At 62.3% G+C, this 24,590-nt stretch carries 25 protein-coding genes; 17 read left to right on the plus strand and 8 right to left on the minus strand.

Translation table 11 applies throughout. The annotated features are described in order from the left end of the window. Positions 1-285: 285 nt before the first annotated feature. From B4N44_RS10680 to B4N44_RS10705, 6 genes are all read right to left on the minus strand, one after another. The gene (locus tag B4N44_RS10680) at positions 286-1,497 is read right to left on the minus strand and encodes a carbohydrate porin (RefSeq protein WP_296700513.1); all 1,212 of its coding nucleotides are present in this window, start codon (positions 1,495-1,497) and stop codon (positions 286-288) included. 470 nt (positions 1,498-1,967) lie between these two features. Further along, positions 1,968-2,306 (minus strand): TusE/DsrC/DsvC family sulfur relay protein, encoded by a 339-nt coding sequence (locus tag B4N44_RS10685; protein ID WP_296700516.1) that lies wholly within the window; start codon positions 2,304-2,306, stop codon positions 1,968-1,970. A gap of 272 nt (positions 2,307-2,578) precedes the next feature. After that, complete coding sequence (cas6, locus tag B4N44_RS10690; RefSeq protein ID WP_296700519.1) at positions 2,579-3,280, minus strand: type I-MYXAN CRISPR-associated protein Cas6/Cmx6; 702 nt, start codon at positions 3,278-3,280, stop codon at positions 2,579-2,581. Between the two features lie 64 nt (positions 3,281-3,344). After that, positions 3,345-4,064, minus strand: coding sequence for a hypothetical protein (locus tag B4N44_RS10695; protein ID WP_296700522.1), 720 nt, complete (start codon positions 4,062-4,064; stop codon positions 3,345-3,347). Positions 4,065-4,101: 37 nt separating this feature from the next. Further along, positions 4,102-4,293 (minus strand): sulfur relay protein DsrC, encoded by a 192-nt coding sequence (locus B4N44_RS10700; protein ID WP_093028002.1) that lies wholly within the window; start codon positions 4,291-4,293, stop codon positions 4,102-4,104. Between the two features lie 162 nt (positions 4,294-4,455). After that, complete coding sequence (locus B4N44_RS10705) at positions 4,456-5,382, minus strand: TauD/TfdA dioxygenase family protein (protein ID WP_296700530.1); 927 nt, start codon at positions 5,380-5,382, stop codon at positions 4,456-4,458. 419 nt (positions 5,383-5,801) lie between these two features. Between B4N44_RS10705 and dsrA the strand changes: the two genes are divergently transcribed. The 16 genes from dsrA (at position 5,802) to B4N44_RS10785 (ending at position 20,602) form a co-directional block, all read left to right on the plus strand. After that, entirely contained in the window at positions 5,802-7,055 is a 1,254-nt protein-coding gene (dsrA, locus tag B4N44_RS10710; RefSeq protein ID WP_296700532.1) for a dissimilatory-type sulfite reductase subunit alpha, read from the plus strand. 114 nt (positions 7,056-7,169) lie between these two features. Then, positions 7,170-8,240 carry a dissimilatory-type sulfite reductase subunit beta gene (dsrB, locus tag B4N44_RS10715; protein ID WP_093027998.1) on the plus strand — a complete coding sequence of 357 codons (1,071 nt, stop codon included), beginning with the start codon at positions 7,170-7,172 and terminating at the stop codon, positions 8,238-8,240. 53 nt (positions 8,241-8,293) lie between these two features. Continuing rightward, on the plus strand, positions 8,294-8,686 hold the full coding sequence (tusD, locus tag B4N44_RS10720) for a sulfurtransferase complex subunit TusD (protein ID WP_296700535.1): 393 nt from the start codon (positions 8,294-8,296) through the stop codon (positions 8,684-8,686). A gap of 12 nt (positions 8,687-8,698) precedes the next feature. Then, positions 8,699-9,109 carry a sulfurtransferase complex subunit TusC gene (tusC, locus tag B4N44_RS10725; RefSeq protein WP_296700538.1) on the plus strand — a complete coding sequence of 137 codons (411 nt, stop codon included), beginning with the start codon at positions 8,699-8,701 and terminating at the stop codon, positions 9,107-9,109. Positions 9,110-9,118: 9 nt separating this feature from the next. Beyond that, positions 9,119-9,427 carry a sulfurtransferase complex subunit TusB gene (gene tusB, locus B4N44_RS10730; RefSeq protein ID WP_296700541.1) on the plus strand — a complete coding sequence of 103 codons (309 nt, stop codon included), beginning with the start codon at positions 9,119-9,121 and terminating at the stop codon, positions 9,425-9,427. A gap of 28 nt (positions 9,428-9,455) precedes the next feature. Further along, entirely contained in the window at positions 9,456-9,794 is a 339-nt protein-coding gene (locus B4N44_RS10735) for a TusE/DsrC/DsvC family sulfur relay protein (RefSeq protein WP_093027992.1), read from the plus strand. Between the two features lie 79 nt (positions 9,795-9,873). Then, positions 9,874-10,605: a respiratory nitrate reductase subunit gamma gene (locus B4N44_RS10740; RefSeq protein ID WP_296700545.1), complete on the plus strand. Its 732-nt coding sequence runs from the start codon at positions 9,874-9,876 to the stop codon at positions 10,603-10,605. Positions 10,606-10,643: 38 nt separating this feature from the next. Continuing rightward, positions 10,644-12,179, plus strand: a complete 1,536-nt coding sequence (gene dsrK, locus B4N44_RS10745; protein WP_296700548.1) for a sulfate reduction electron transfer complex DsrMKJOP subunit DsrK — start codon at positions 10,644-10,646, stop codon at positions 12,177-12,179. Positions 12,180-12,292: 113 nt separating this feature from the next. Continuing rightward, complete coding sequence (locus B4N44_RS10750; protein ID WP_296700551.1) at positions 12,293-14,257, plus strand: NAD(P)-binding protein; 1,965 nt, start codon at positions 12,293-12,295, stop codon at positions 14,255-14,257. A gap of 16 nt (positions 14,258-14,273) precedes the next feature. Continuing rightward, on the plus strand, positions 14,274-14,747 hold the full coding sequence (locus B4N44_RS10755; protein WP_296700554.1) for a sulfur reduction protein DsrJ: 474 nt from the start codon (positions 14,274-14,276) through the stop codon (positions 14,745-14,747). Position 14,748: 1 nt separating this feature from the next. Further along, positions 14,749-15,564: a sulfate reduction electron transfer complex DsrMKJOP subunit DsrO gene (gene dsrO / locus B4N44_RS10760; protein ID WP_296700557.1), complete on the plus strand. Its 816-nt coding sequence runs from the start codon at positions 14,749-14,751 to the stop codon at positions 15,562-15,564. A gap of 21 nt (positions 15,565-15,585) precedes the next feature. Continuing rightward, positions 15,586-16,839 (plus strand): NrfD/PsrC family molybdoenzyme membrane anchor subunit, encoded by a 1,254-nt coding sequence (gene nrfD / locus B4N44_RS10765; RefSeq protein ID WP_296700561.1) that lies wholly within the window; start codon positions 15,586-15,588, stop codon positions 16,837-16,839. Between the two features lie 138 nt (positions 16,840-16,977). Next, on the plus strand, positions 16,978-18,360 hold the full coding sequence (locus B4N44_RS10770; RefSeq protein ID WP_296700563.1) for a cobyrinate a,c-diamide synthase: 1,383 nt from the start codon (positions 16,978-16,980) through the stop codon (positions 18,358-18,360). Between the two features lie 237 nt (positions 18,361-18,597). Beyond that, positions 18,598-18,912, plus strand: coding sequence for a HesB/IscA family protein (locus B4N44_RS10775; RefSeq protein ID WP_296700566.1), 315 nt, complete (start codon positions 18,598-18,600; stop codon positions 18,910-18,912). Between the two features lie 21 nt (positions 18,913-18,933). Further along, positions 18,934-20,049, plus strand: a complete 1,116-nt coding sequence (locus tag B4N44_RS10780; protein ID WP_296700569.1) for a sulfur reduction protein DsrS — start codon at positions 18,934-18,936, stop codon at positions 20,047-20,049. A 343-nt stretch (positions 20,050-20,392) separates the two neighbouring features. Next, positions 20,393-20,602, plus strand: coding sequence for a DUF2061 domain-containing protein (locus B4N44_RS10785; protein ID WP_296700572.1), 210 nt, complete (start codon positions 20,393-20,395; stop codon positions 20,600-20,602). 56 nt (positions 20,603-20,658) lie between these two features. On the opposite strand, the gene B4N44_RS10790 is transcribed toward B4N44_RS10785, so the two are convergent. Next, positions 20,659-21,537 (minus strand): SDR family oxidoreductase, encoded by an 879-nt coding sequence (locus B4N44_RS10790; RefSeq protein ID WP_296700575.1) that lies wholly within the window; start codon positions 21,535-21,537, stop codon positions 20,659-20,661. Positions 21,538-21,560: 23 nt separating this feature from the next. Further along, positions 21,561-22,820 carry a glucose-1-phosphate adenylyltransferase gene (locus B4N44_RS10795; protein ID WP_296700578.1) on the minus strand — a complete coding sequence of 420 codons (1,260 nt, stop codon included), beginning with the start codon at positions 22,818-22,820 and terminating at the stop codon, positions 21,561-21,563. Positions 22,821-23,040: 220 nt separating this feature from the next. Between B4N44_RS10795 and gpmI the strand changes: the two genes are divergently transcribed. Beyond that, on the plus strand, positions 23,041-24,588 hold the full coding sequence (gpmI, locus tag B4N44_RS10800) for a 2,3-bisphosphoglycerate-independent phosphoglycerate mutase (RefSeq protein WP_296700581.1): 1,548 nt from the start codon (positions 23,041-23,043) through the stop codon (positions 24,586-24,588). Positions 24,589-24,590: the final 2 nt, after the last annotated feature.

Raw genomic sequence — 24,590 nt, forward strand, 5'->3', positions numbered from 1 at the left:
CGCGACTGAACCGCGTTCTCCGCGAGACGCATGCTCCGAGGTGTTCTCGGCCCTTTCGCCCAAGAGCAGCCTCGGCGCGACGCGGTTCAGGAGATTGGGGTCGACTCAGGAACAACCGAAATAGGTAGGCCGAGGTGAACTTGCGAGCCCCGGTAGGGCGCTGCATCGTCAAGTGTCCTTGGAATCATGAAACCGCGTCGACACCGTCGCTCGCTGATACCTGCAAGGTGGAACAGCCCGACCACAGGACATGACGCCACCGGACGCGGTTTCATCGCGGTTTCATCAGAGTTCCGCGACGAGACGCAGCCCGAAGATCCAGCCCTCGATGTCCTCGCCGCTGTCGTAGGCGTCGGCCATGTATTGAATGTCGGCGGTGAGGGCGAGGAAGTCATTGGCGGCGAAGCGGTAGTAAAGCTCGGCGACATTGGTGCTGGAGATCCCGGTCTCGGCGCCGTCGAGATAGCCGTAGGCCAGACCGACGGTGTCGGCCTCGCGGCCCCAGAGGCCGCCGGCGAGCTGCAGGCCGCCGGTGTAGAGGCCACGGTAGTCGAGGATGTCCTTATGATCGGTCCAGGTCAGGCGCAGGAAGGCGCCGAGATGATCCCCGAGGGCCTGATCCAAGGACAGGCCGTAGCCCATCAGATCGGTCTTCTCCGCACCGACCGGCGCTCCGTCCTGCGGTGCGTCCTCGGTCCACTCCGCCTCCTCGCCGAGGTCCGCGCGGGGCTTGACGAAGGCCGAGGAGGTGCCGGTGATCACGGCGCGGTAGTTGCCCTCCCCGAGCGCGCTGTCGAGCCGATAGCCGAGCTGCGCGCCCCAGAAGTTGTAGTTGTTGCCGTCGTTGTTCTCGCCGATGTTCAGCGCCGCTGCCTTGATCTCCCAGTGACCCAGCGCAAGCTCGAGTGCTGCGCCGGCATCGTAGGAGGGCAGGTTGAAGCCGCCGGAGTTCACGAACGCCTCATTCATGAACTGGGTGAACTCGTCGTTGGCGTAGGCGTTCTCGTCGAGATAGCCGGTGGAGTCGATGATGCCGAAGGTGGTGCCGAGGGTAGCGTCCTCGCCCAGCGTGAAGGTGTGCTTGTACCAGGCCTGCAGCAGGTAGTCGCGCCCGCGCCCGTTGATGTCCTTCAGATCGTCCTCGAGATCGACCGCCCAGGGGGCGAGCACGAAGGGCGAGACGTCGTTCAGGCCGTTGTCCACCGCATAACCGAGCAGGGCGTAGAGCTCGTCGCGCTCGCTGGGGCGAACGCTCAATTCAAGCTGAAACGGCATGCCACCCCGGCAGGTGTCTCCGTCAAGCGACTGCCCGTCCTCGTCGAACAACCTGCCGAGACCCTCTTGGCATTGACCCGCCGCACCCAGCACCGCGCCGAGCGAGAAGCTCTCGGTGACGTCGTAGGCCCAGCTCGGCGAGGCGGAGCCGGCCAACAGACCTGAGGTCAGCGTGACCAGTGCGAGCCCGCGGCCGATGGGGTGTTTGAGGGTGGGATACATGTCCGATACTCCAGCTCGATACGAAAACAAATAAGAAGCGTTCGCATTTATATAGGACGCCGGATGTGGAGTAAAGTCGGATTGCGCGTTGCGCTGTGGTGATCTCCCGGCGAAGAGCGGAAGAATGATCTGGATCAACGAAAATCGAGAGGTTTCGACTCGAGGGAGTCCGACCGATCGACCGATCAGGCGCACCGCTCGCGCGGCATGATCAAGTCAAGTCCCGGTGTGGCGGAAGGATCGGCCGGGCGAAGCCCTTATCGCGGGGGTGCGGCAAGCAGGATCAGTCGGGACGCTCTCTGCGTTGGTTCCGCGAGAGAGAAGCAGGATGCACGCAGTGGAAGCCGGACCAGAGATTGGGTACGGCCGAAGGCCGAATGCGTCGCAGCGGTTTCAACGGCAAGCCCCGGTCGACTCCGGGTCGGAACTTGATCCGTCCTTGGATCGTATCGCCGGCAGACCGGATCGTGTCAGTAACCGCCTTTGCGCAGCACCTCGGGCAAGCCCGCGATCTTGGTACCTTGTTTGGTCGGCGCGAGCGGGAAGAGTGTGTAGAGATCCTTGCTCGTGGGCTTGGAGCCCCACCTCTTGGCCATTTCCTTCAGAACCACGCGCTCCATGGGCTGGTTTTGGGCGTTGTTGTGGTACTCGTCTCTCAGATAGTTGATCACGTCCCAATGTTTGTCGGTCAAGGTGATGCCCTCGATCTCGGCGAGCTTCAACGCGACATCCTCGCTCCAGTTTGCGAGGTCCTGAAGATAGCCGCTTGGGGTCGTCTCGATGGTTTTGCCATTGACTTCGATGGCCATGGTTGCTCCTCTCGTCTTTGCTCGGCGGGGTACAGTCGTCGCATGCCGATGTACCCGTCATTAGGGGTTGATTCAAACTTCCTAATCTTATGATTTTGTGATGCAGGCGTCACATCTTTTTGTGCGCCTGCGGATCCGGTGGCGTCCATGTGAAGCGCTCGAAGGTGACGAAGCTCCGCGGGAGGGCGGTCCGGCGGCCACGGCGCGAGGACGTGGCGCGTATTCCGAGCGGACGCGACTGCTTTGCGGACGAAGCCGGCGTCGAGTCGTGCTCAGCCTTGGCTTGATTTGACCGAGTCGATTCCTTTGTGCGGAATGAAGATGCCGCAACCCAGAAGTGGGTGATGACCGAGCCCCCGTTGCTGTAGTCGGATGGATTCGTCTTGCGTCAGTCCGGCGAGCATCAGGCTGCGTGTTGAAATGAGACCCTCGGGCGTGGCGAGTCGGTTGGTCCTGCCGCACACGGCCTTGCGCACGCGGATATTCATCTCGGCGAGGGCGCGCGCGGCGGTCTCGAGAAAGGCGCCCTCGTCTTCGTCGGCTTCGGCGGCGAGATCGAGTGCAACATACCGAGAGAACAAGGTGTTTTCGGTGCTGAGCGACCTGGTCTTGCCCGCGCCCACGACGAGCGTTTCTCCGCCGAGGTCGAGCTTGGCCCCGGGAAGATCGCGCAATACCTCCGTGACGCGGTGTCGTGGAACCCGCAGGGTCAGCTTGGTCCGTCGGGAGACGACGAGATAGGAGTCCGTCCCGTGCTCCGGTCGCTCCCAGCCGTTCTGTGATCCAGCGACGTGCACGGAGTGCACGGCGACCCCGGGCTCCTCTGCAATCCAGGGCAATGTCTGTCTCAGCGCCTCGGCGAGCAGGTAGGCGTGGTCGACCGGGATGCATTTGCAGTCGATCCCGAAGAGGAGATCGACGATGTCGTCCAGCACGCGAATCCGGTCGGGGTTGTCGTCGTCATTCCAAAACATCGTCTTTGTCCGTGGAGTGCTTTGCTTATCGAGTGTGTTCGACGCGTGGTGCGGCCTTGTACGCTCATGCGAACGGGAGGCGATCCTGCAGTGCACGTCGGTCGAACCACCAGTCGTCCTGCACCAGAACGTCGACCACGTTGCGTAAGCGCACCAGGAACTTCTCCGGCTCCTTGAGCTCGAGGCGCTCCATCCACTGCTCGAGCTGCTCGGGTGAGTCGACCCCGCTATGTCGCCGTGCGACCGTGCCGAGCATCTGGGTCGCGAAGAACATCAGATCGTCGCGTTGACGCTCCCGGGCGCGGACATCGGCGATGAAGAGTGCCGTGGTCGCGGCGACTGCGGCACCGTCGGCGTCGTCCGGGGTCTCGTCGATCACGTGACTGAGCAGCTCGATGGTCAGCTCGGGATCGATCGGGCATGTCACCGCCAGCCAGATCCCTTGGCCGAGCGCGCAGAGTGACTCTTCTTGGCCGGCCTGAAACAAGACATCGCAGGCGTCGGCGGCAAGCTCGAAGGAGTCGTGCGCGATGAAGTGATCGAAGGCCGCCCGGCCGATGGGCCAAGCCTCTTCGCCGCGCTCCAGACTCACCAGCGTGCGTGCGACCTGCAGCCGGGCGTCCGCGATCGCATGCGCGGGGGCATGGATCTGGACAAGATTCTTCAGCCGATCCTGCAGCGTCGTCAGGTGCGACTCGAGCGATGCGTTCTCGGCGCTGCGATTGATGATCGAATCGGCCGCCGTATCGGCAATCTGCGTTGCCAGAATGTCGAATTGCTTCATAACGGCGCCTTCCAATGATCTGGCGAATGCCCGGGGGTCATCGGACGAGCCCGCTGAAGGCAGCCTCGAGTCGGTCCTCCCAGTTCTCGGGGGTATCGGGGTAGGGTGGCTTGACGTCCATCCTGAAGAAACGCTCGCCCGAGCGCGCCACCGCCTGGATGACGGGAACGAGCTCGTCGAAGGATTCGATGTCTTGATTGGAAACCAGTATCTCGCTGAGCTTGAGCATGGGTCGCCGCTACTGCTCCCTTGTCGTTGGGTTGATGTTGAGCGCGTCGCCCGCTTGGCACTCATGCGACTGCGGCTCTTTGTCTCGTCGTTTTCATGTCCTCTGTCGAGGGGATCGCAACCGAGCCGCAGGCCGGACGCGCGCCGCGGTTATGGTGAATCTTCAGTCGAGGGCGACGCGGTCCAGGAAGCGGATGCGGTAGAGCAACCGCGCCTTCGCCGGGTCCTCGTCGTCGCTGAATCCGGCACGGCAGTGAAGGACGTTGTTGGATACGAGCCCTTCGCCCGGTCTTAACCTGTACCTGAACGTGAAGACATCCGGGCGGGAAAACAACCGATCCAGTGCGGCTCGCGCCGCGTATGTATCGGGCGTGTCGCGCCATGAGACGTGGCGTGCACGCGCCGAGTAACGCATGTGCAGCTGTCCGTTGCGCACCGAGAATACCGGTCCGGCACTCGCCGCCCGGAGTGTGCGACCGTCTTGAACATGGGCCGGAATGCTCAGCGCTCGCGGGTGAGAGAGCGCCGCGATGTGCTGCGGTGATTCATCGCGAAGTCGCAGATAGGCCATCTCGTGATCGATCAGACCGTTCTCCCCGCCCTCACGCGCGTCGCGAACGCAGAAGAGGCACCAGGCCCCGACCTGCTGGTCCGGAGCGTTGTAGTACCCGTCGGTATGCCAGCTCAGCGGTTTGTCCGTGTAAGGGATGAAATCGCCGAGTGTTGCCCGGCCGTGCAAGCAGTGCCCTGCGCCCGCGCGGTCCTGCTCGTCGGGGTTGGGTCGGGCTGCGGCGATTCGGCTGACGGCCGATGCGTCGGCAAAAAGGTTGGCATCCGTCCTGCGCAGGCCCAACGCCCGTGTGAACGAGAGCAGGGCCTCGGTCTCGATCCCGTCGGGATCGACCTCGACCAGGGCCATGTTGAAGGTGTCGATCCGCGTCTTCAGGGCTGCGCGCTCCGCCGGCGAGGGTCGGTCGAGTCGCCGGAGCGGAACACGCAGATCCTTGATTTCGGAGGGATAAGCTCTGAGCTTGCGGGCCCTCCAGCGCGTGTAGGTCCGTTCTTCCGAGAGATCGAAAGGGTCGTCCACAGCCTCATACTCCCCTGAATGAGCAAACCTGAATATTAGTGAATGTTGACTTAGGAGTCATCGGGAGGTAGCATCTCCTGTCAATTTGCTCAAGCATGATCGCCGCCAAAAAACAATCGGGAGGACACCCGCTGCGGCGCTCGTCATGAACTTAATTTCTATCCCGAATGGGATAGTCCGTCGGGAAAGAGCCCTCCCAATCGTGGAATGGGCGCCAGCCCGGGGAGCCGGTAATTTAGCGAATGCCGATGGGGTCTCGATAAGACGATGTCCGCTGTGCGCCGGCGGTCCAGGCAGGCCGACAAGTCCGCGCGACGGCGAGACGCTCGGTCAAGCGGTTTTTACTCGACGCATGCCCGATTGGTTTTATCGAAATCCCGATCCCTTCCTGCTTCATTCTGATTCGGAGAGACAGCGCCATGGCTATCGAGAAGCACAGTACACCGATGCTTGATCAGCTCGAAACCGGCCCCTGGCCGAGCTTCATCTCGGGCATCAAGCGTCTCCGCGACGAGCATCCGGAGCCGCGCATCAATGAAATGACCAATGATCTGTTGGGTCAGCTAGAGCATTCATACGAGACCCGCAAAGGCTATTGGAAGGGCGGTACCGTTTCGGTCTTCGGTTACGGCGGAGGTATCATTCCGCGCTTCTCCGAGGTCGGCAAGGCATTCCCGAAATCCAAGGAATTCCACACGCTACGCGTCCAGCCGCCGGCAGGCAACCACTACTCTACCGGGATGCTACGCCAATTGGCCGACAGCTGGGAGAAGTGGGGCTCGGGCCTGGTGACCTTCCACGGTCAAACCGGGAATATCATGTTCATCGGTACGGATACCAAGAACACCCAGCACTTCTTCGACGAAATTAATGAATACGGCTGGGATCTCGGGGGCGCGGGTCCGTGCGTACGCACCGCGATGTCTTGCGTCGGTGCGGCACGCTGCGAGATGTCCTGCACGAACGAGCTGAAGGCGCACCGTGCGCTGGTCAACAATTTCGTCGATGACGTCCATCGCCCGGCGCTCCCCTACAAATTCAAGTTCAAAGTCTCGGGCTGCGCGAACGACTGCCAAAACGCCATCGAGCGCTCCGACTTCGCCGTGCTCGGCACTTGGCGCGACGACATGAAGGTCGACCAGGCCGAGGTCAAGAACTACATCGCCGACAAAGGTCGCCAGTACTACATCGACAACGTCATCACGCGCTGCCCGACCCAGGCGCTGAGCTTGACCGACGACAACACCCTAGTGGTCAACAACCGCGATTGCGTGCGCTGCATGCACTGTCTGAACGTCATGCCGAAGGCATTGCATCCGGGAGACGACAAGGGCGTGACCATCCTGATCGGCGGCAAGCGTACTCTGAAGATCGGCGACCTGATGGGGACTGTCGTCGTTCCCTTCAAGAAGCTCGAGACCGAAGAGGACTACGAGTCCATGGTCGAGCTCGCCGAAACCATCATCGACTTCTGGGCGGAGAACGGCCTCGAGCATGAGCGTTGCGGCGAGATGATCGAGCGTATCGGCTTGGCCAACTTCCTCGACGGCATCGGCATCGAGCCGGATCCGAACATGCTGAGCCACCCGCGCCAAAGCTCCTATGTCCGACTGGACGGATGGGACGAGGCGGCGGAGGCTTGGTTCGAGCGTCAAGCCGAAGCCGGCAAGTAAATCCGCAGCGACACCCCCAGTGCCGTGCTCGGGTTCATCGCGATCCCGATACGCGGGCACTGGCGGGTGCCGCCGACTGACTTACCATCAGACTGAACTATTGGAGTAAAGGCGATGGCAGACATGCGTGAGCCGATCGAATCCGGATGCCCCGATCCCTGGCAATACATGCATCCGATGATGCGTAAGAATTTCGGCCAGTGGAAATATCACGACCATCCTCGGCCTGGAGTACTGCTCCATGTCGCCTATAGCGGCGACAAGATCTGGACAGTCAAGGCGGGAACTCAGCGCATCCTCGATGTGTTCACACTGCGCAAGCTGTGCGACATCGGCGACGAATTCGCCGAAGGCTACGTGCACTTCACGTTGCGCTCCAACATCGAGTACATGGTCACGGACGAGGCGAAGGTCCAGCCACTGATCGACGCTTTGGAAGGCGCCGGATTCGTGGTCGGCGGGACTCAAAACTCGGTCGCAATGATCTCGCACACCCAGGGCTGGTTGCACTGCGACATCCCCGGCACCGACGCCTCGGGCGTGGTGAAGTCCATGATGGACGAGCTCATTGACGAGTTCCGCAACGCCAACATGCCCAATCGCGTGCACATCACGACCTCCTGCTGCCAGATCAACTGCGGCGGTCAGGGCGACATCGCGATCAACATCCAGCACACCAAGCCGCCGAAGATCAACCACGATCTGGTCGCGAATGTCTGCGAGCGTCCCTCGGTGGTTGCGCGCTGCCCGGTTGCGGCGATTCGTCCGGCCATGGTCAACGGCAAGCCCTCGCTGGAAGTCGACGAGCGCAAATGCATCTGCTGCGGCGCCTGCTATCCGCCCTGTCCGCCCATGCAGATCAATGATGCGGAGCATTCCAAGCTGGCGATCTGGGTCGGCGGGAACCACTCCAACGCCCGCGGCAAGCCGACCTTCCAGAAGCTGGTCGCTGCCGGTATCCCGAACAATCCGCCGCGCTGGCCCGAGGCAACCGCCATCGTCAAGCGTATCCTCAAGGCGTATAAAGAGGGCGCGCGGGATTGGGAGCGGGTCAACGAGTGGATCGAGCGCATCGGCTGGCCGCGTTTCTTCGAAGAGGTCGAGCTGCCCTTCACCAAGTATCACATCGATACCTGGCGCGGCGCACGGGCCAGCTTCAACAGCTCCTCGTACATCCGCTTCTGAAGGCGGGCAGAGGGATCGGTTCAAGAGCTATCGCAATCAGTCGAGAGGTCGGCATGAAGTTCGCACTTCAGATCAACGAGGGACCCTATCAGCACCAGTCATCCGACTCGGCCTATCAATTTGCCAAGGCGGCGCTGGAGAAGGGGCACGAGATCTTTCGGGTCTTCTTCTATCACGACGGGGTCAATAACTCGACGCGTCTGACGACACCGCCGCAGGACGATCGTCATATCGTCAATCGTTGGGCGGAGTTGGCCGAGCAGTACAACCTCGATCTGGTGGTCTGCGTGGCCGCGGCTCAGCGCCGCGGAATCGTCGACGAGGGCGAAGCGAGCCGCAACGGCAAGGACGCCACCAACATTCATCCCAAGTTCCGCATCTCCGGACTCGGGCAGCTGGTCGAGGCGGCCATTCAAGCCGACCGTCTCGTCGTCTTCGGCGACTAAAGGAGAGCTGAGATGTCGGAAGTCGTGAAGAAATTCATGTACCTCAATCGCAAGGCGCCGTACGGGACCATCTACGCCTGGGAGGCACTAGAGGTGGTGCTGATCGGGGCCGCCTTCGATCAGGACGTCAGCGTCATGTTCATCGACGATGGGGTCTATCAGCTCACCAAGGGCCAAGATACCAAGGCGATCGGCATGAAGAACTTCTCGCCGACCTTCCGGACCCTGGGCGACTACGAGGTGAAGAAGATCTTCGTGGATCGTGCCTCGCTGGAAGCCCGCGGTTTGTCTCAGGACGATCTGGTCGAGATCGCCTGGGAGGACTTCGAGACCGAAGAAGAGATCGAGAACATCGTCGAGGTGATCGATTCGGCCCGCGTGGGCGAGTTGATGAACGAATCCGATGCGATCTTCAGCTTCTAGGGGGAAGTCATGAGTATTCTGCACACCGTCAACAAGTCCCCGTTCGAGCGCAACGCGCTTGAGTCCTGTCTGAAGTTCGCCACCGACGGGTCGGCCTTGTTGCTGTTTGAAGACGGCGTTTACGCGGCCCTTAAAGGGACCGCCGTCGAACCCCATGTGAACGATGCGCTCGCCCGCTTGAAGGTCTATGTTCTGGGCCCTGATCTGCAGGCGCGCGGCTTCTCCGCGGAGCGCATCATCGAGGGTGTCAGCGTCGTGGACTATGCCGGATTCGTGGATCTTGCCGCGGAAAACGGGAAAGTTCAGGCCTGGTTGTAGTTTTTTAGAAACCGATAGGAGTATCGAGATGTCAGACACGATCGAAGTCGACGGCAAGCAATACGGTGTAGACGAGGAAGGTTACCTGGCCAATCTGAACGATTGGGTGCCGGGTATCGCCACCGTCATGGCGGCGCAGGACAACATCGAGTTGACCGACGAGCACTGGGACATCATCAATTTCCTGCGCGAGTATTACGAGGAGTACCAGATCGCTCCCGCCGTGCGCGTGCTCACCAAGGCGGTCGGCAAGAAGCTCGGCAAGGACAAGGGCAACAGCAAGTATCTCTACAGCTTGTTCCCCTATGGACCGGCCAAGCAGGCATGCCGTTTCGCCGGCCTCCCGAAGCCGACCGGCTGCGTCTGATCCGTCAGCCGTGACCGGGGGCGGGCTCTTTGCGAGCTCGCCCCCCGGCGACTCTCCGATCCACTGAGGTACCAGGCACATGTCGTTCCTGACCATGGTCTACGCCTATCTGTACTACTTCGCGGCTCTGGTCCTGTTGGCCGGCTTGACCTTCAAGGTCACCCAGTATGCGCGCACCCCGGCACCGCTGAAGATTCCCACGACACCGGCACCGACCACCCGCAGCGGGGTCGTGTTCAGAATGACCCGCGAGGTTGTTCTATTCGAGAGCCTGTTTCGCGGCAACAAGTGGACCTGGATCTTCGGTTGGATCTTTCACTTCGGACTCTTTCTCGTTACGTTGCGTCATCTGCGCTATTTCATGGAGCCGGTGTGGTTGCCGATCGAGCTGGTCCAGCCCTTTGGAATCTATGGCGGCATGGCGATGGTCGTGGGTCTTGCGGGCTTGTGGGCGCGACGTTTCTTCGTCGACCGAGTACGTTACATCTCCTCGCCCTCGGATCATCTGATTCTGGCGCTGCTGATCGCGATCGGCAGCACCGGTTTGCTCATGAAGTTTGTCTTTCACACCGACGTGGTCGCGGTGAAGTCATTCTTCATCGGGCTCTACAGATTCGACCCGCAGCCTCTGCCCGGCGATCCGCTGCTACTGCTGCACCTCTTTCTCGTGGCCGCGTTGATGATCATTTTCCCCTACAGCAAGCTGCTTCATGCGCCGGGTCTCTTCTTCAGTCCCAGCCGCAATCAGGTCGACAACCCGCGCGAGCGCAGACACATTGCGCCGTGGGCGAAACGCCTCGAGCAGGAATAGATTTTTCGCGCCATCCCGTCCGCAGCAAAGGTTGATCCATGGCTAAGGCAACGTTTGAAGTTCCCGAGCTGAGTCAGTACCTCGACGTCCCGCCCGTGACGCCGCAGACCATGGCTCACAGCAAGCCGTTTGTGGCCAAGCCCGAGTTCCAGGCGCCCCTCGGTTTTCCCGGCGAGCTCATGGACGACTGGCAGGAGAAGGCACTCGACAAGATGGGTGAACTTCTCGGAAAGTATCGCTCGTTGCGGGTCTATCTGGACTCCTGCGTTAAATGCGGTTCCTGTACCGACAAGTGTCATTACTATCTGGGCACCAAGGATCCGAAGAACATGCCGGTCGGTCGGCAGGACCTGATGCGCAAGGTCTACCGGCGTTACTTTACCCTGGCGGGCAAGCTGTTTCCGAAGCTGGTCGGGGCCGAGGACTTCACCAAAGAAGTGCTCGACGATTGGTACAGCTACTATCACCAGTGCTCGCAGTGTCGACGCTGCTCGGTCTTCTGTCCCTACGGGATCGACACGGCCGAGATCTCCATGGCCGCACGCGAGATCATGGACAGTATCGGTGTGGGGCAGAAGTACTGCAACGAGATCATTAGCAAAGTCTATACCATCGGCAATAATCTGGGCCTGCCCGGACCCGCATTGAGAGACACCCTCGAGGGCTTGGAAGAGGACGTCCTCGACGACACGGGTGTTGCCGTGCGCTACCCGATCGATGAGGTCGGCGCCGAGATCCTTCTGGTCACGCCCTCGGCGGACTTTTTCGCGGAGCCCCATGTCGACGGATTGATCGGCTACGGCAAGGTGTTTCACGAGGCGGGAGTCTCTTGGACGCTCAGCTCGCACGCCTCCGAGGCGGCGAACTTCGGCATGTTCATCGGCTCCTACGAGAACATGCGTCGGGTCGCCCAACGGATCCGCGAGGCCGCTATCCAGCTCAAGGTCAAGCGCATCGTTTTCGGCGAATGCGGCCACGCCTGGCGCGTTGCCTACAGTTTTCTGAACACCTTGGCAGGGCCCTGGGATTTCCTCGATCCGCGTTATCCGGTGCCGCAGCACATCTGCGAGTTCACCTATGACCTGATCCAGGAAGGTAAGTTGACCTTCGACAAAGGCGAGAACGACGACAAGGTTTTAACCTATCACGACAGTTGCAACGTCGCCCGTGCCTCGCGCATGGGCAATACGCCCGGCGGGCAGTTCGAGATCCCGCGCGCGATCATCCGGGCGACCTGCAATCACTTCTACGACATGGACGAGGACACCATCCGCGACCGGACCTTCTGCTGCGGCGGCGGCGGCGGATTGTTGACGGACGACCTGATGGAGTTGCGTGTCAAGGGCGCCAAACCACGCGTGGAGGCCCTGAACAACGTGATGCTCGAAAAGGGCGTGACGCACATGGCCGCCATCTGCGCCATCTGCAAGAGCCAGTTCACGAAGGTCCTGCCGTATTACGGTATGGAGATGGATCAGATCGTCAGTCTGCACCAATTGGTGTCCAACGCCATCGTGCTGACTCCTGTCCTGGACGATGAGGACGACGAAGAAGAGGCAGAGGAGGCCGCCTGACCCCGGCAGGCTTGCGCCGCAAGGCGCAGGTCTCCCCGAAGGCCCCGAGCTGCGAGCTGATACGAACCCCCTGATGATGTATCAGGGTTCAACCGGTACGGAGAGTGATCGACATGGCGACTTCAACCGACGAAATGAAGACCAAACCTTCCTGGCGCCGTTTCGAGGACGGTCAGCACGAGTGGGACAAGTGGACTGACAAGATCTTCGTTCAGGACACATCGCACAAATGCCCGACCTATGTGCACAAAACGCCGCCGTGTCAGGGCAGCTGTCCGTCGGGCGAAGATATTCGCGGCTGGCTGCAGATCGTGCGCGGAATGGAGAAGCCGCCGCTCGGGATGGACTATCACGAGTATGCCTTCCGCCGTTCGACCGACGCCAACCCCTTCCCCTCGATGATGGGACGCGTTTGTCCGGCGCCCTGCCAAGACGGCTGTAACCGCAACGCCTTGGAAGACTTCGTCGGGATCAACGCAGTCGAGCAGTTCATCGGCGACACCGCCATCGAGAAGGGCTACCGATTCGAGGCCGCTCCGGCCGACACCGGCAAGCGCGTCGCCATCATCGGCGGTGGTCCGGCCGGTCTCGCAGCGGCCTACCAGCTGCGCCGCAAAGGCCACGCCGCGACCATCTTCGAGGCCAACGACGGACTCGGCGGGATGTTTTTCTACGGCATCCCCGGCTACCGCGTGCCGCGCGACAAGCTCAACGCCGAGATCCAGCGCATCCTCGACATGGGCCAGATCGAGGTCCGTCTGAAGACTAAGGTCGGCACCGATATTTCCATCGAGCAGCTCGAGAAGGACTTCGATGCCGTGCTCTGGGCGATCGGCTGCCAGAGCGGGCGCGGTCTTCCCGTCCCCGGCTGGCAGGGCACGCCGAACTGCGTCTCCGGTGTCGCCTTCCTGAAGGCCTTCAACGAAGGTCGCATGAAGATCACCGCCGAGAAGGTCGTGTGCGTCGGCGGCGGCGATACCTCGATCGACGTCGTCTCGGTGGCGCGCCGGCTCGGTCACATCACCAAGACCGGCCCTAAGGATCTGCCCGAGACCGTCATCCACGACGGTTACGTCGCGCATGATGCGGCCATGACCGCTGCGGCCGAAGGCGCCGATGTCACGCTGACCTCGCTCTTCACGCGCGACAAGATGACGGCCTCCGAGCATGAGGTTCACGATGCGACCCAGGAGGGCGTCACGATCCTCGACGGCGTCATGCCGCTGGAGGTCATGCTCGGCGAGAACGGGCGTGCGACCGGACTGCGCGTTGCCGACTGCCAAATGGTCGACGGCCGTCCGACCCCGGTCGACGGCACCGAGCGCATCCTCGCGGCCGATCTCATCGTCGCCGCGATCGGTCAGGGCGGCGATCTGTCCGGCCTCGAGGAGCTCGACAACGGGCGCGGTCTGATGAACGCCGATAAGTTCTACCAGGTGCCGAACAAGCCCGGTCACTTCGTCGCGGGCGACATCATCCGTCCGCATCTGCTGACGACGGCCATCGGCCAGGCGTCCATCGCGGTCGACTCCATCGACGAGTATGTCCGTCATGTCGAGCACAAGCGTCGCCCCAAGGTCGACGTGCATCACTTCAATCTGCTCGAAAAAATGGCCGAGGCGAATCTCGCGCCCGAGGCGTTTGTTCCCGACGAGCGCGGCGATATGCGCGGAACCTCGAGTGCGAACTACGCGATCCACAACTACGAGGATCGCTCGGGTGCCGAGGTCATTCCGCATGAGGAGCTCTTCCTCGGCCACTTCAACTTCCATCCCCGCAATCTGCGCAAGGAAGATGTGCCGAGTTCCGAGGACGTGCTCGGTCACTTCAAGGAGCGCGTGATCGGTCTCGCCGAGGCCGAGGCGATCGACGAGGCCAAGCGTTGCATGAGCTGCGGCATGTGCTTCGAGTGCGACAACTGCGTGATCTTCTGCCCGCAAGACGCCGTCTTCCGGGTCGACAAGAACAGCCGGACCACCGGGCGCTACGTGGACACCGACTATGCCAAGTGCATCGGCTGTCATATCTGTGCCGATGTCTGCCCGACCGGCTACATCAAGATGGGTCTCGGCGAGTAAGCAGGTGGAGGCGTCGATGGCAAAAGCCGCAGTGAGAGCTGGCCTCGTCGCCGTTGGATTGGCTTGGGTGCTGATCGCCCAAGTCGTCCTGGCGGCCGACGCGAAGACTTACGTGCTCGAGGGGTCCAAGGCAGCGGCCTTGGAATCCTGTGTCGAGCCGACCGATGTGATGCGTCGCAAGCACATGGAGCTCATCAAGCACCAGCGCGACGAGACGGTCCACGGCGGGATCCGTTCCAGCAAGCACAGTCTCGCCGGTTGTGTGGAGTGTCACATCCGCTCCGACGCGGAGGATGTGCCGCAACCGATTCATCACAAGGAAGAGTTCTGCGGCGCCTGTCATGCCTTCACGGCCGTCAACCTGAACTGCTTCGACTGCCACGCATCCGTGCCCAGAGGGCCGGGCGCCGAGCGGGCGGCGCACGCCGCCTTTCAAGCCGTCGGCGTGGATCGATCGGTTCAGGCTCGACCTGATGGGGAAGACCACTGAGATGAAAGATCACCACGAACCAACCGACCGTTCAGCCGACCCGGGTCCGTCCGATTCGGCGCCGTCCGATTCGGGTCGGCGCGCCTTCATGGGTGTCGCCGCCGGCGTCACGGCGGCCGTCGTCGCGCCGGGGGTTGTCCTGCACTCGGTCACGGCCGCCCCGCGTTCGGAGGCGGTGACCAGCGACGTGCGCTGGGGTCTGCTGATCGATACGGCCAAATGTGTCGACGGCTGCTCGGCGTGTGTCGATGCCTGCGACCGCGAGAACGGTCTGAATCTTCAGAGCAAGCCGGCGAGCGCACCGCAGGAGCACTGGGACGATCAAAAGGCCGTCTGGATCCGCAAGGTCAAGCTCCAGGACAACCAGACCGGGCGTGTGACCAATCTCCCGCTGATGTGCCAGCATTGCGAGCATCCGCCGTGCGTGGACGTCTGCCCGACCGGCGCCTCGTTCAAGCGGGCCGACGGCATCGTCATGGTCGACCGTCACACCTGTATCGGCTGTCGCTACTGCATGATGGCCTGTCCTTACAAGGCACGCAGCTTCATCCACGAAGTGATGGAGGATCAGCTCACCCGCGTACCCCGCGGCAAGGGCTGCGTGGAGAGTTGCAACCTCTGTGTCCATCGGCGCGATTTCGGCGAGGAGTCGACCGCGTGCGTCGATGCCTGCCGCGAAGCCGGGCACGAGGCGATCGTCTTCGGTGACCTCAAAGATCCCGAAAGCAACATCCGAAGGCATCTCGCCGAGATGGCGAGCCGACAGATCCGAGAAGATCTGAGCTTGAATACGGGCGTTCGGTATTCCGGAATCTGACCTGGGCGAGGTGAGCAGGACATGAAGCGAATCATCTATCGCGAGTGGCGCATTCCGCCCGCTCGGTACTGGAGCCTCCTCGGCATTCTCGCCGCGGTGGTCGGGATCGGCGCGCTCGCCTTCGCTTATATGGAGCACGAAGGTCATTGGGTCACCGGGATGAGTAACTCGGTGGTCTGGGGAACGCCCCACGTGTTCGCCGTATTCCTGATCATTTCAGCCTCCGGCGCGCTGAATATCGCCTCCATCGGGACCGTCTTTCGCAAACCGCTCTACAAGCCGCTCGGACGTCTCTCCGGACTCCTCTCCGCGGCGCTGCTGATGGGCGGTCTGTTGGTGCTGGTGCTCGATCTCGGTCGCCCCGAGCGCTTGGTCGTGGCGATGACCACTTATAACTTCCGGTCGATCTTCGCGTGGAACATCTTTCTTTATTCGGGATTCATGGCGATTGTCATCGCCTATCTCTGGAGCATGGCGGATCGCCACGGCGAGCCCTATAACCGCGCCATCGGGATCTTCGCAACCTTCTGGCGGCTCGCCTTGACGACGGGTACCGGCGCCATCTTCGGCTTCCTCGTCGCACGTCAGGCCTACGACGCGGCCATCCTTGCACCGATGTTCGTCGTGATGTCTTTCGCCTACGGTCTCGCCATCTTCATGCTGGTGATGATGTTCACCTTCGCAGAGGAAGGTCGCCCCATCGGCGCACGTATCCTGTGTCGGCTCAAGAACCTGCTCGGTATCTTTATCCTGGGCGTATTTTACTTCACGCTGGTCTATCACCTGACCAAGCTTTACGGCGCGAAAAACCACGATCTGGTCGGGTGGCTCTTGCTCGATGGCGGTATCTACACCTTCATGTTCTGGGTCGGCTGGATCCTGGTCGGCGGACTCATGCCGCTCGGGATTATCTACCACCCGGTATTGAGCAAAGAGAGAAACTGGATTGCAGCGGCGTGCGGTTTGGTCATCGTCGGCGGATTGGCCAGCATGTACGTGATTATTATCGGCAGCCAGGCTTATCCGATGCAGATGTTCCCCGGGCAGACGGTTCTGGCCTCGGGTTTCTTCGATGGCGTGCAAGGCGAGGCGGCGCATTATCGACCGACAATCCCGGAGGTTCTGCTCGGGCTCGGCGGGGTGGCGATTGCCCTCTTGGTGACATCCGTAGGCGTGCGGGTCCTGCAGTTTCTTCCGGAGTCGCTCGCGGACGATGTCCTGCCGGTCGACGAGGAGAAGATCGTGGAGCAGGGTCCGGCGAGCGCCAAGGCCTGATCGCGGATCGGTCGGCCCGTCCGTCGAGGACGGAGCCGGCATTGCTTCACGCCACCCGGAACGCTCGGGTCTGCAGTTCCGTTCGGATGCGTACGGTCATCGAGATTCCTAAGCGGTCGAAGGTCAGGTGACGGGTCGATGTCGCATCTTTATATCTCGGCGGCTCAGAAGTCGTCGGGAAAAACCACTCTCTCCATTGGTCTGTGCCGTGCTTGGCGCGACGCGGGCGTGCGCGTTCAGCCCTTCAAGAAGGGTCCCGACTACATCGACCCCTTATGGTTGACGGAAGCCTGCTCGCGGCCCTGCTACAACCTCGATTTCCATACCATGGGGCGCGCGGAGATCCTCGACGCCTTCGCGCACGAGTTCGACACTGCGGATCTGGGGCTGATCGAGGGCAATGTCGGCTTGTTCGACAGCATCGATCCGGCAGGCTCCAACAGCAACGCCGAGCTCGCCAAGCTCCTGGGGGCACCGGTCGTCTTGGTGATCAACGCTCACGGCATGGGGCGCGGCATCGTGCCACTGTTGCTTGGTTACCAAGCCTTCGACCCCGAGCTGAACCTTGCCGGCGTGATCCTCAACAAGGTCGGCGGGACGCGCCATGCCCGTAATCTGATTACCGCGCTGGAGCACTATACGGATCTGCCGGTGCTCGGTGTGCTGCAGCGGGACGACGAGATCGAGATCGCCGAGCGCCACTTGGGGCTGATGCCGAGCAACGAGGCGGAGGCCGCCGAGGCATGGATCGACCGCATCCGCGGGCGTGTTGCCGAGCAGGTCGACCTGAGTCGGCTGCTCGCGATCGCCGAGGATGCCCCGCGTCCGCCGTTGCCCGCGTCGTCTCTGTTGATCGGTGCACCCGCAAGGGATGTGGTGCGCATCGGTGTCGCGCGCGACGCCGCCTTCGGGTTCTATTATCCGGATGATCTTCGAGCGCTCGCCGCAGCGGGTGCCGAGCTGGTCGAGTTCAGTCCGCTGACCGATCGCGAGCTGCCGTCCGTGGATGCGCTCTACATCGGCGGCGGGTTCCCCGAGTGCCGCATGGCCGAGCTCGAGGCGAACCGCGGGATGCGCGAGGAGATTGCAGACTTCATCGCCCGCGGCGGGCCTGTCTATGCCGAATGCGGGGGCCTGATGTATCTGTGCAAGGCGATCGGTTGGAAGGGCGAGCGGCGCGAGATGGTGGGTGCGCTCGAGGCCGAAGTCCGGTTACACGCTCGACCCCAGGGGCGCGGCTATGTGCGTCTGCGCGAAACCGCCGACTTTCCGTGGCCGGGTCAGGCAGCCGGGGGTGCACGCGAGGTCCCGGCGCATGAGTTTCACCATTCCGCGGTGGTCGCGCCCCACCCGGCTTGGCGGTACGGATATGATGTGCTGCGAGGCGTCGGAATCGACGGCGCCCATGACGGAATCGTTCAAGGTCATCTGCTGGCCTGTTACAGTCACCTCAGGGACGTGGGCGGAGTCGGCTGGACGCGGCGGTTCCTCGACCATGTCCGGCGCTGTCTCGGGGCCTAGAACGCGGCTGATTTCGTTCGGCCAGGGTCGCGTGAGTTCCCGCTGCCCGCGGGGCGGAGGTGGTCTGGAGGCCGGCCGGAAGGAGTCGAGCTTCCAACCCGCACCGATTGCCGAGGCGTCGAGCCCGCGAACGGCCCAGCCAGAGGTTGAAGCGGTGCCGATCACGCCAGTCGGGGTTTGGAGCGGCGCCGATCGGACGCATCTCAAGCGACTACTCAATAGGATAATAGGTCTCAGATGTTCAAACTTACGACAGCAGCGGCCGATCAGGTGCTCAAGGCCGCGCAGCAAGGCGGCACCGAGGGCATGTCCCTTCGATTGGCCGCGTTTCGGATGCCGGACGGTGCGATCGACTATCGGATCGGATTCGACGAGCCGACCGAGGACGATGTCCGCATGACCTGCGAGGGCGTGGATATTGTCATGACCCCCGAGCAGGTCCCGCTGCTCGATGAAACCACGATGGACTATGTGGAGATGGAGCCGGGTCAGTTCAGCTTTATCTTCATGAATCCGAAGGATCCGCACTACAAGCCGCCGACCGAGGTCTGATCCGGAGCGGAGCGCATCGGCATGGATCTCAGCAATGAAGACAGCTTCCGGCTGAACGTGCTGCTTGCCAATCGTCCGCAAGCCATCCGCATCGACGAATCCAAGCTGATCGTCTACGGTCTAGGTCCGCAGGGCGAGGCGACAGTTCGTCTCAACCCCAACAGACGTCCGGATCAATATCTTCGAGGCGTCAAAGAACTCATTTCGGGTCACGTCCTGGGCTCGCCCGGCGGTTATCCCATCTATTTGAGCCGCTGGACTCGCATGGGCCAAATGCGCGACGAGAGCCTGGAGCAATTGCTCCTGCTCGGCGAACCGGAGGCGGTCGTGGCGGCCGTCTGCTCGCCCGGACTCACCGACGAGCTGGCTCGGCGTGCCTGGTGGGCCATGGAGGACGCGGAGAATGCCCGGCGCATGTTGGGCAATCCGGCGATCGTCGCGGGCGCCATGGGCCCGGTCCTGGTGGACTATCTGATCGACTATCTCCCGTTCGAAACCGAGAGCGACAAGATCGCCGAGTCGATCCGTCTGATCCTGCGGACCGGTCTACTCGACGCCGATCGGCGCGAGGACCTCTGGAAGAAGGCCGCGCGCAAGCAGGTCTATCTCGTGGGTTTCCTGCAGGCCGTTCCGGACGATCTGCCGGGAGCGGGAGGGTCCGCGGCGCGCGCGCTTCCCGAGCCGATTGTCGCGCTCGCCGAGGCGGGCAACCCCTGCGCTCGGCTGCTCGGTCGGGTCTTTTCGTCGCCCGGCCAGACCTTCCTCGCGACAGTCGCAACCGTGTTGTCCAAACCGCCCAGCCAGGACGTCGTGACGGCGACCTTCGGCGTGCTCAGAGACTATTTCGGTTCTCTGCGTCCGGAGGGAGACCCCGACCTGCCGCTTTCGGATCTGATCGCGGAGGCCGCGTGCTTCGCAACACCGACGAGCGTGGATCCGGACACGGCACGGCTGCTGCGCGAGTATCCCGAGATGGCCCCGGAGGTCGCCGCCATGCGCGTCCTGTCGGGTGTCGGCTATGGACTCATCCGCGCCGTCGCGCTCGACCCCAGCGTACTCGGCAGCCTCATGCGCCGGAAGCTGACACCTGTGATCGACCCGCTCCAGGCTCGCCTGAGCCTTCTCGCAAGACTCTGATGATGCTCGCGTGCTCTCGCTCATTAGAGCGACCACACCTTCATCGGGGGACTCGTGACATCCGCTCCGCGGTATCACGCATGCCCCGTGGTGCTCCGCGCCACGTGCCACGAGGGCCGAATTGACGAACGAGGCACTCCGCGTCGTCGGGTCAGCGAGGCAGTCATCCGAGGGTCGGGAGGGTCGAGGTCTTGGCCGGCCGTGGCCGCCGGGTGAGTTGGTGGCTCTCGCGCTTGAGTCTTCTATGATTGTTTATAACGATCGATAGTTTAATAACAATCGATTAGGAAGATTGATGGGTCGCCGCTATGCTCCTATCCAATACTTGAAGAGGAGCACTCACATGGCCAAAACGATCACGTTTGCGATCCTGCACATGACGGTCGCCTTCAGCGTGGCCTACCTGTTGAGCGGCAGCCTCCTGGTCGGCGGGGCGATCGCCCTGGTCGAGCCCGCGATCAACACGGTTGTCTATTTCTTCCATGAGAAGGTTTGGGACTACATCCGGCAACACCGCGCGCATGAACCCCCCGGGGGTCTGCTGCCCGCCTGAGATGTCGCTCCGATTCCCGCGTGCCTCGTTGACTGCCGGGGAGACGCTCGCGAGGCTCAGGCGCTCGACGCCGCCGGGTCTTGCGAGAAACCGACAAGTCTCCCGCTGATGGCCCAAAGTCGTCTGTTGGCTTCCGGGTCAAGTGCTTGGGCAGGTGCCTTGATCGAACATCGGTCACCGAGATACCGACCCGTGACCCCGTCGAGGTCTGGCGATCGGGTGGCATAAAGCACCCGCTCCGCCGCTCGCGTCGGGGTGGGGATGAATCGGCCGAGCAGCAGATCGACAGCCTTCCAGAAAACGCCTTGCGCGCCGTCGCTGCCACCGAGATTGGATCGGAAGATCCCGGGGAAGACGCAGTTTACGGTCACCCCGGTGCCGGCAAGCCGCCGCGCTAGCTCGAAGGTGAAATGCAGGTTGCCGAGCTTGGACTGGCCGTACGCTTGCATCATGCGATAGCGGCGCCGGGTCCAGTCGAGATCGTCGAAGTCGATTGCGGTCTCCATCTTGGTGCCGACATTCACGATACGGGCGGGTGCGCTGGATTTGATCCGCTCGAGCAATAGGCTTGTGAGCAGGAAAGGACCCAGATGATTGACCGCGAACGAGCGCTCGATGCCCTCGGGGCTCATGCAGCGACTCGCATAAGCGGTCCCGGCATTGTTGATCAGGGCGTCGATGCGCTCGAAGCGGTCTAGGATCTGTCCAGCCGCGCGACGAACCTCCCGCTGATTGCCGAGGTCCGCGACGAAGAGTTGGATCTCTCGGTTGCCGGTCGCGGCGAGGATCTCGTCTCGGGCGGCCCGACCGCGTTCTTCGTTGCGGACCAGCATCCCGACGCGCGTCCCGTCACGGGCGAAGGCGCGGGCGAGCGCCTTTCCCAGACCTGAGTTTGCACCCGTGACGAGAACAGCCCTACGATTCGCGTCGGTCATACGTGGCCCTTGGTCGATGGTCGTTATTCGGAATAGCCGCCGCGTCCGGTGCCTCGGGTGTCGCGAGCGAAATAGCCGACGCGCCCCATCGGAACGACGGTGACGCCACCTGAACTGACATGGAAGCGTTGCCGATCCTTGACCGGATCAAAACCGATTCGATCTCCGGCCTCGATGACGTTGTGCCGATCGACAATGACATTGCGCAGATGGGCGCCGCGACAGATGCGGACATAGTCCATGATGATGCAGTCCTCGAGGACGACGTCCTCCTCGATCACGGCCTCGCGACGGATGATGGAGTTGGTCAGGCGTGCACCGTCGTGGATCATGGTCGCGGCACCCAGGAGCGTGTTGCGCAGCTCGCCGCCCAGCACACGCGCCACCGGGCCCTGATAGCCGCTGGAGAAGACAGGCCACTCGGGGTTGAACATATCGAAGGCCGGTTCGGCCCCCAGCACGTCCTTGTGGGCGTCGAAGTACGCATCGATGCTGCCGACGTCGCGCCAGTAGACCGGTGTCTCGTAGGGGTGCACGCCCGGTATGACATTCGTCGCGAAGTCGTAGGCAAAGAGTCGGTGGGTGTTGAGCAGCCGCGGCAGGACATGTTGTCCGAAATCCGACTCCCCCGCCGCCTCGCACTCCTTGAGTGCCTGCATCAGGACTTTGGCGTCGAAGATGTAGTTGCCCATGGAGGCGAAGGCCATGGTCGGATCGCCGGGCAGCGGGGAGGGATTCGCCGGCTTTTCCTCGAAGGCGTTGATCCGTCCCTCTTCGTCCGCGGCGATCACGCCGAAGCTCGACGCCTCGGCAAGCGGGACCGGCAGGGCGGCGATCGTCACGTCGGCGTTGCGCGCCTTGTGGAAATCGACCATCTGGCGGATGTCCATTCGGTAGATGTGGTCGGCCCCGAAGACGGCGACCAGATCAGGCCGATGCTCCTCGATGAGGGCGATGTTTTGATTAACCGCGTCGGCTGTGCCCTGGAACCAATGTGTTCCGGACATCATTTGAGGTGGGACAACAGTCACGAACTGACTCTGTAGCAAGGGCGAGATGGTCCAAGCCTTGCGTACGTGCTCGATGAGAGATTGCGACTTGTACTGCACCAGCAAGTAGATGGTCTGGATCTGGGAATTGACCAGGTTGCTGAGCACGAAATCGACAATGCGGTAGCGGGCGCCGAAGGGCACCGAAGGTTTGGAGCGCGCCGTCGTGAGCGGCTGGAGTCGCGAGCCTTGGCCACCGGCCATGACGAAAGCGATGATTCGATCGGTCTGCATGGTTCCTCCGTGTGCCCCGCTTATAGGAGCTTTCGTTGTGTTGAGTGTTTCAGTGGGTCCGGCCACTGGATGCACTGGAGAATCATAAACCCGTCGAACGGAGGTTTCCCGATTATCGGAAGCCCACTTGACGGGGCTTCGGGACGCGACCGAAACAGGGGTGACGTGCCCCCCGAACGTCTACAATATGCAACCCCGACGGCAGAGGAGTAAGCGAGAGATGAGTCATCCGAGGAAGAAGGTTCCGGGACGCCCGGTCATCCTGATCATCCTGGACGGTTTCGGCGTGAACCCGGCCAAGGCCAACAACGCGGTCGTGCTCGCCGACACGCCGAATCTCGATCGCTACTTCTCGAGTCATCCACACACCGCGCTGCAGGCGTCCGGTCTGGCGGTCGGGCTCCCGGACGGGCAGATGGGCAACTCCGAGGTCGGGCACATGTGCATCGGCTCGGGCTGTGTTGTCCTCCAGGATCTGGTTCTGATCGATCGCGCGATCGACGACCGCAGCTTCTTCGACAATCACGCCCTGGTGAACGCCGCGCGTGCGGCCGCCGAGCGGGGTCGGCCGATTCATCTGATGGGATTGGTTTCCGACGGCGGTGTCCATAGTCATGTCCGTCATCTAGCAGCCTTGATCAAGTTGTGCAAGCGTCAGGGTGCGCGCCCCATGGTCCACGTCTTCACGGACGGTCGGGATACCCCGCCGCGCTCGGCGCTCAGTTATCTCAAGTGTCTCGACGAGGCGCTGGAGACCTCGGGCGGGCGCATCGCCACCGTCAGCGGACGCTATTACGCGATGGATCGGGACAACCGCTGGGATCGCACGGAGCTGGCGTGGCGTGCCATGGTCGACGGCGAGGGCCGGCACGCCGAGACAGCCCGCGAGGCGATCGAGGCGGCCTATGCCGCCGGCGAAGACGACGAGTTCATCCGCCCCACGGTTGTCGCCGGCGGCGAGCCGATCCGCGACGGCGATCAGGTGATCCATATCAACTTCCGCAAGGATCGTCCGCGCCAACTGGTGACGGCCTTGCACCAGAGCGATTTCGACAAATTCGACCGCCGCGGTGTGACCCGCGTGCAGGTCACGGGCATGATGGAATATGACCCCTGGTTCGGGCTGCCCTTCGCCTTCGATACCGACACGCCGAAGACCACGCTCGGGCAGATCCTGAGCGACGACGGCATCGCGCAGTTTCACTGCGCCGAGACCGAGAAATACGCGCATGTAACCTTCTTCTTCAACGGCGGGCGAGGCGATCCCTTCCCCGGCGAGGAGCGTGCCCTGATCCCATCGCCGAAGGTCGCCACCTACGATCTAAAACCCGAGATGAGCGCGCCCGGGGTGGCCGATGCCGTCATCGAGGCCCTGCGCGGCGGAGAATTTCCCTTTATCGTGGTGAACTTCGCCAACGGCGACATGGTGGGTCATACGGCCGTGCGCGAGGCGGTGATCGCTGCCGTGGAGACACTGGATCGCGAGGTCGGCCGTGTGCTCGATACGTCCGTCGAGTGCGGCTACTCGGTCATCCTGAGCGCCGACCACGGCAACTGCGACGAGATGGTCGATCCCGTGACCGGCGAGCCCCATACCCAGCACACGACCTATCCCGTGCCCTGTTTAGTGATCGACGAGGTGCCCTGGCGTCTTTCGGTCGGCGGCGGGATCAAGGACATCGCACCCACCATCCTGCACCTGATGGGTATCCCCATCCCGGAGCAGATGGACGGGCACTCGCTCCTGCTCGGGCCGGCGACGGTCTGACG

Source organism: Thiocapsa sp. UBA6158 (assembly GCF_002423035.1).
Taxonomy (GTDB): Bacteria; Pseudomonadota; Gammaproteobacteria; order Chromatiales; family Chromatiaceae; genus Thiocapsa.

Bases quoted from the DNA above. Each gene is read 5' to 3' on its own strand.
- B4N44_RS10680 (WP_296700513.1), bottom strand. From the start codon at position 1,497: ATGTATCCCACCCTCAAACACCCCATCGGCCGCGGGCTCGCACTGGTC.
- B4N44_RS10685 (WP_296700516.1), bottom strand. From the start codon at position 2,306: ATGGCCATCGAAGTCAATGGCAAAACCATCGAGACGACCCCAAGCGGC.
- cas6 (WP_296700519.1), bottom strand. From the start codon at position 3,280: ATGTTTTGGAATGACGACGACAACCCCGACCGGATTCGCGTGCTGGAC.
- B4N44_RS10695 (WP_296700522.1), bottom strand. From the start codon at position 4,064: ATGAAGCAATTCGACATTCTGGCAACGCAGATTGCCGATACGGCGGCC.
- B4N44_RS10700 (WP_093028002.1), bottom strand. From the start codon at position 4,293: ATGCTCAAGCTCAGCGAGATACTGGTTTCCAATCAAGACATCGAATCC.
- dsrA (WP_296700532.1), top strand. From the start codon at position 5,802: ATGGCTATCGAGAAGCACAGTACACCGATGCTTGATCAGCTCGAAACC.
- dsrB (WP_093027998.1), top strand. From the start codon at position 7,170: ATGGCAGACATGCGTGAGCCGATCGAATCCGGATGCCCCGATCCCTGG.
- tusD (WP_296700535.1), top strand. From the start codon at position 8,294: ATGAAGTTCGCACTTCAGATCAACGAGGGACCCTATCAGCACCAGTCA.
- tusC (WP_296700538.1), top strand. From the start codon at position 8,699: ATGTCGGAAGTCGTGAAGAAATTCATGTACCTCAATCGCAAGGCGCCG.
- tusB (WP_296700541.1), top strand. From the start codon at position 9,119: ATGAGTATTCTGCACACCGTCAACAAGTCCCCGTTCGAGCGCAACGCG.
- B4N44_RS10735 (WP_093027992.1), top strand. From the start codon at position 9,456: ATGTCAGACACGATCGAAGTCGACGGCAAGCAATACGGTGTAGACGAG.
- B4N44_RS10740 (WP_296700545.1), top strand. From the start codon at position 9,874: ATGTCGTTCCTGACCATGGTCTACGCCTATCTGTACTACTTCGCGGCT.
- dsrK (WP_296700548.1), top strand. From the start codon at position 10,644: ATGGCTAAGGCAACGTTTGAAGTTCCCGAGCTGAGTCAGTACCTCGAC.
- B4N44_RS10750 (WP_296700551.1), top strand. From the start codon at position 12,293: ATGGCGACTTCAACCGACGAAATGAAGACCAAACCTTCCTGGCGCCGT.
- B4N44_RS10755 (WP_296700554.1), top strand. From the start codon at position 14,274: ATGGCAAAAGCCGCAGTGAGAGCTGGCCTCGTCGCCGTTGGATTGGCT.
- dsrO (WP_296700557.1), top strand. From the start codon at position 14,749: ATGAAAGATCACCACGAACCAACCGACCGTTCAGCCGACCCGGGTCCG.
- nrfD (WP_296700561.1), top strand. From the start codon at position 15,586: ATGAAGCGAATCATCTATCGCGAGTGGCGCATTCCGCCCGCTCGGTAC.
- B4N44_RS10770 (WP_296700563.1), top strand. From the start codon at position 16,978: ATGTCGCATCTTTATATCTCGGCGGCTCAGAAGTCGTCGGGAAAAACC.
- B4N44_RS10775 (WP_296700566.1), top strand. From the start codon at position 18,598: ATGTTCAAACTTACGACAGCAGCGGCCGATCAGGTGCTCAAGGCCGCG.
- B4N44_RS10780 (WP_296700569.1), top strand. From the start codon at position 18,934: ATGGATCTCAGCAATGAAGACAGCTTCCGGCTGAACGTGCTGCTTGCC.
- B4N44_RS10785 (WP_296700572.1), top strand. From the start codon at position 20,393: ATGGCCAAAACGATCACGTTTGCGATCCTGCACATGACGGTCGCCTTC.
- B4N44_RS10790 (WP_296700575.1), bottom strand. From the start codon at position 21,537: ATGACCGACGCGAATCGTAGGGCTGTTCTCGTCACGGGTGCAAACTCA.
- B4N44_RS10795 (WP_296700578.1), bottom strand. From the start codon at position 22,820: ATGCAGACCGATCGAATCATCGCTTTCGTCATGGCCGGTGGCCAAGGC.
- gpmI (WP_296700581.1), top strand. From the start codon at position 23,041: ATGAGTCATCCGAGGAAGAAGGTTCCGGGACGCCCGGTCATCCTGATC.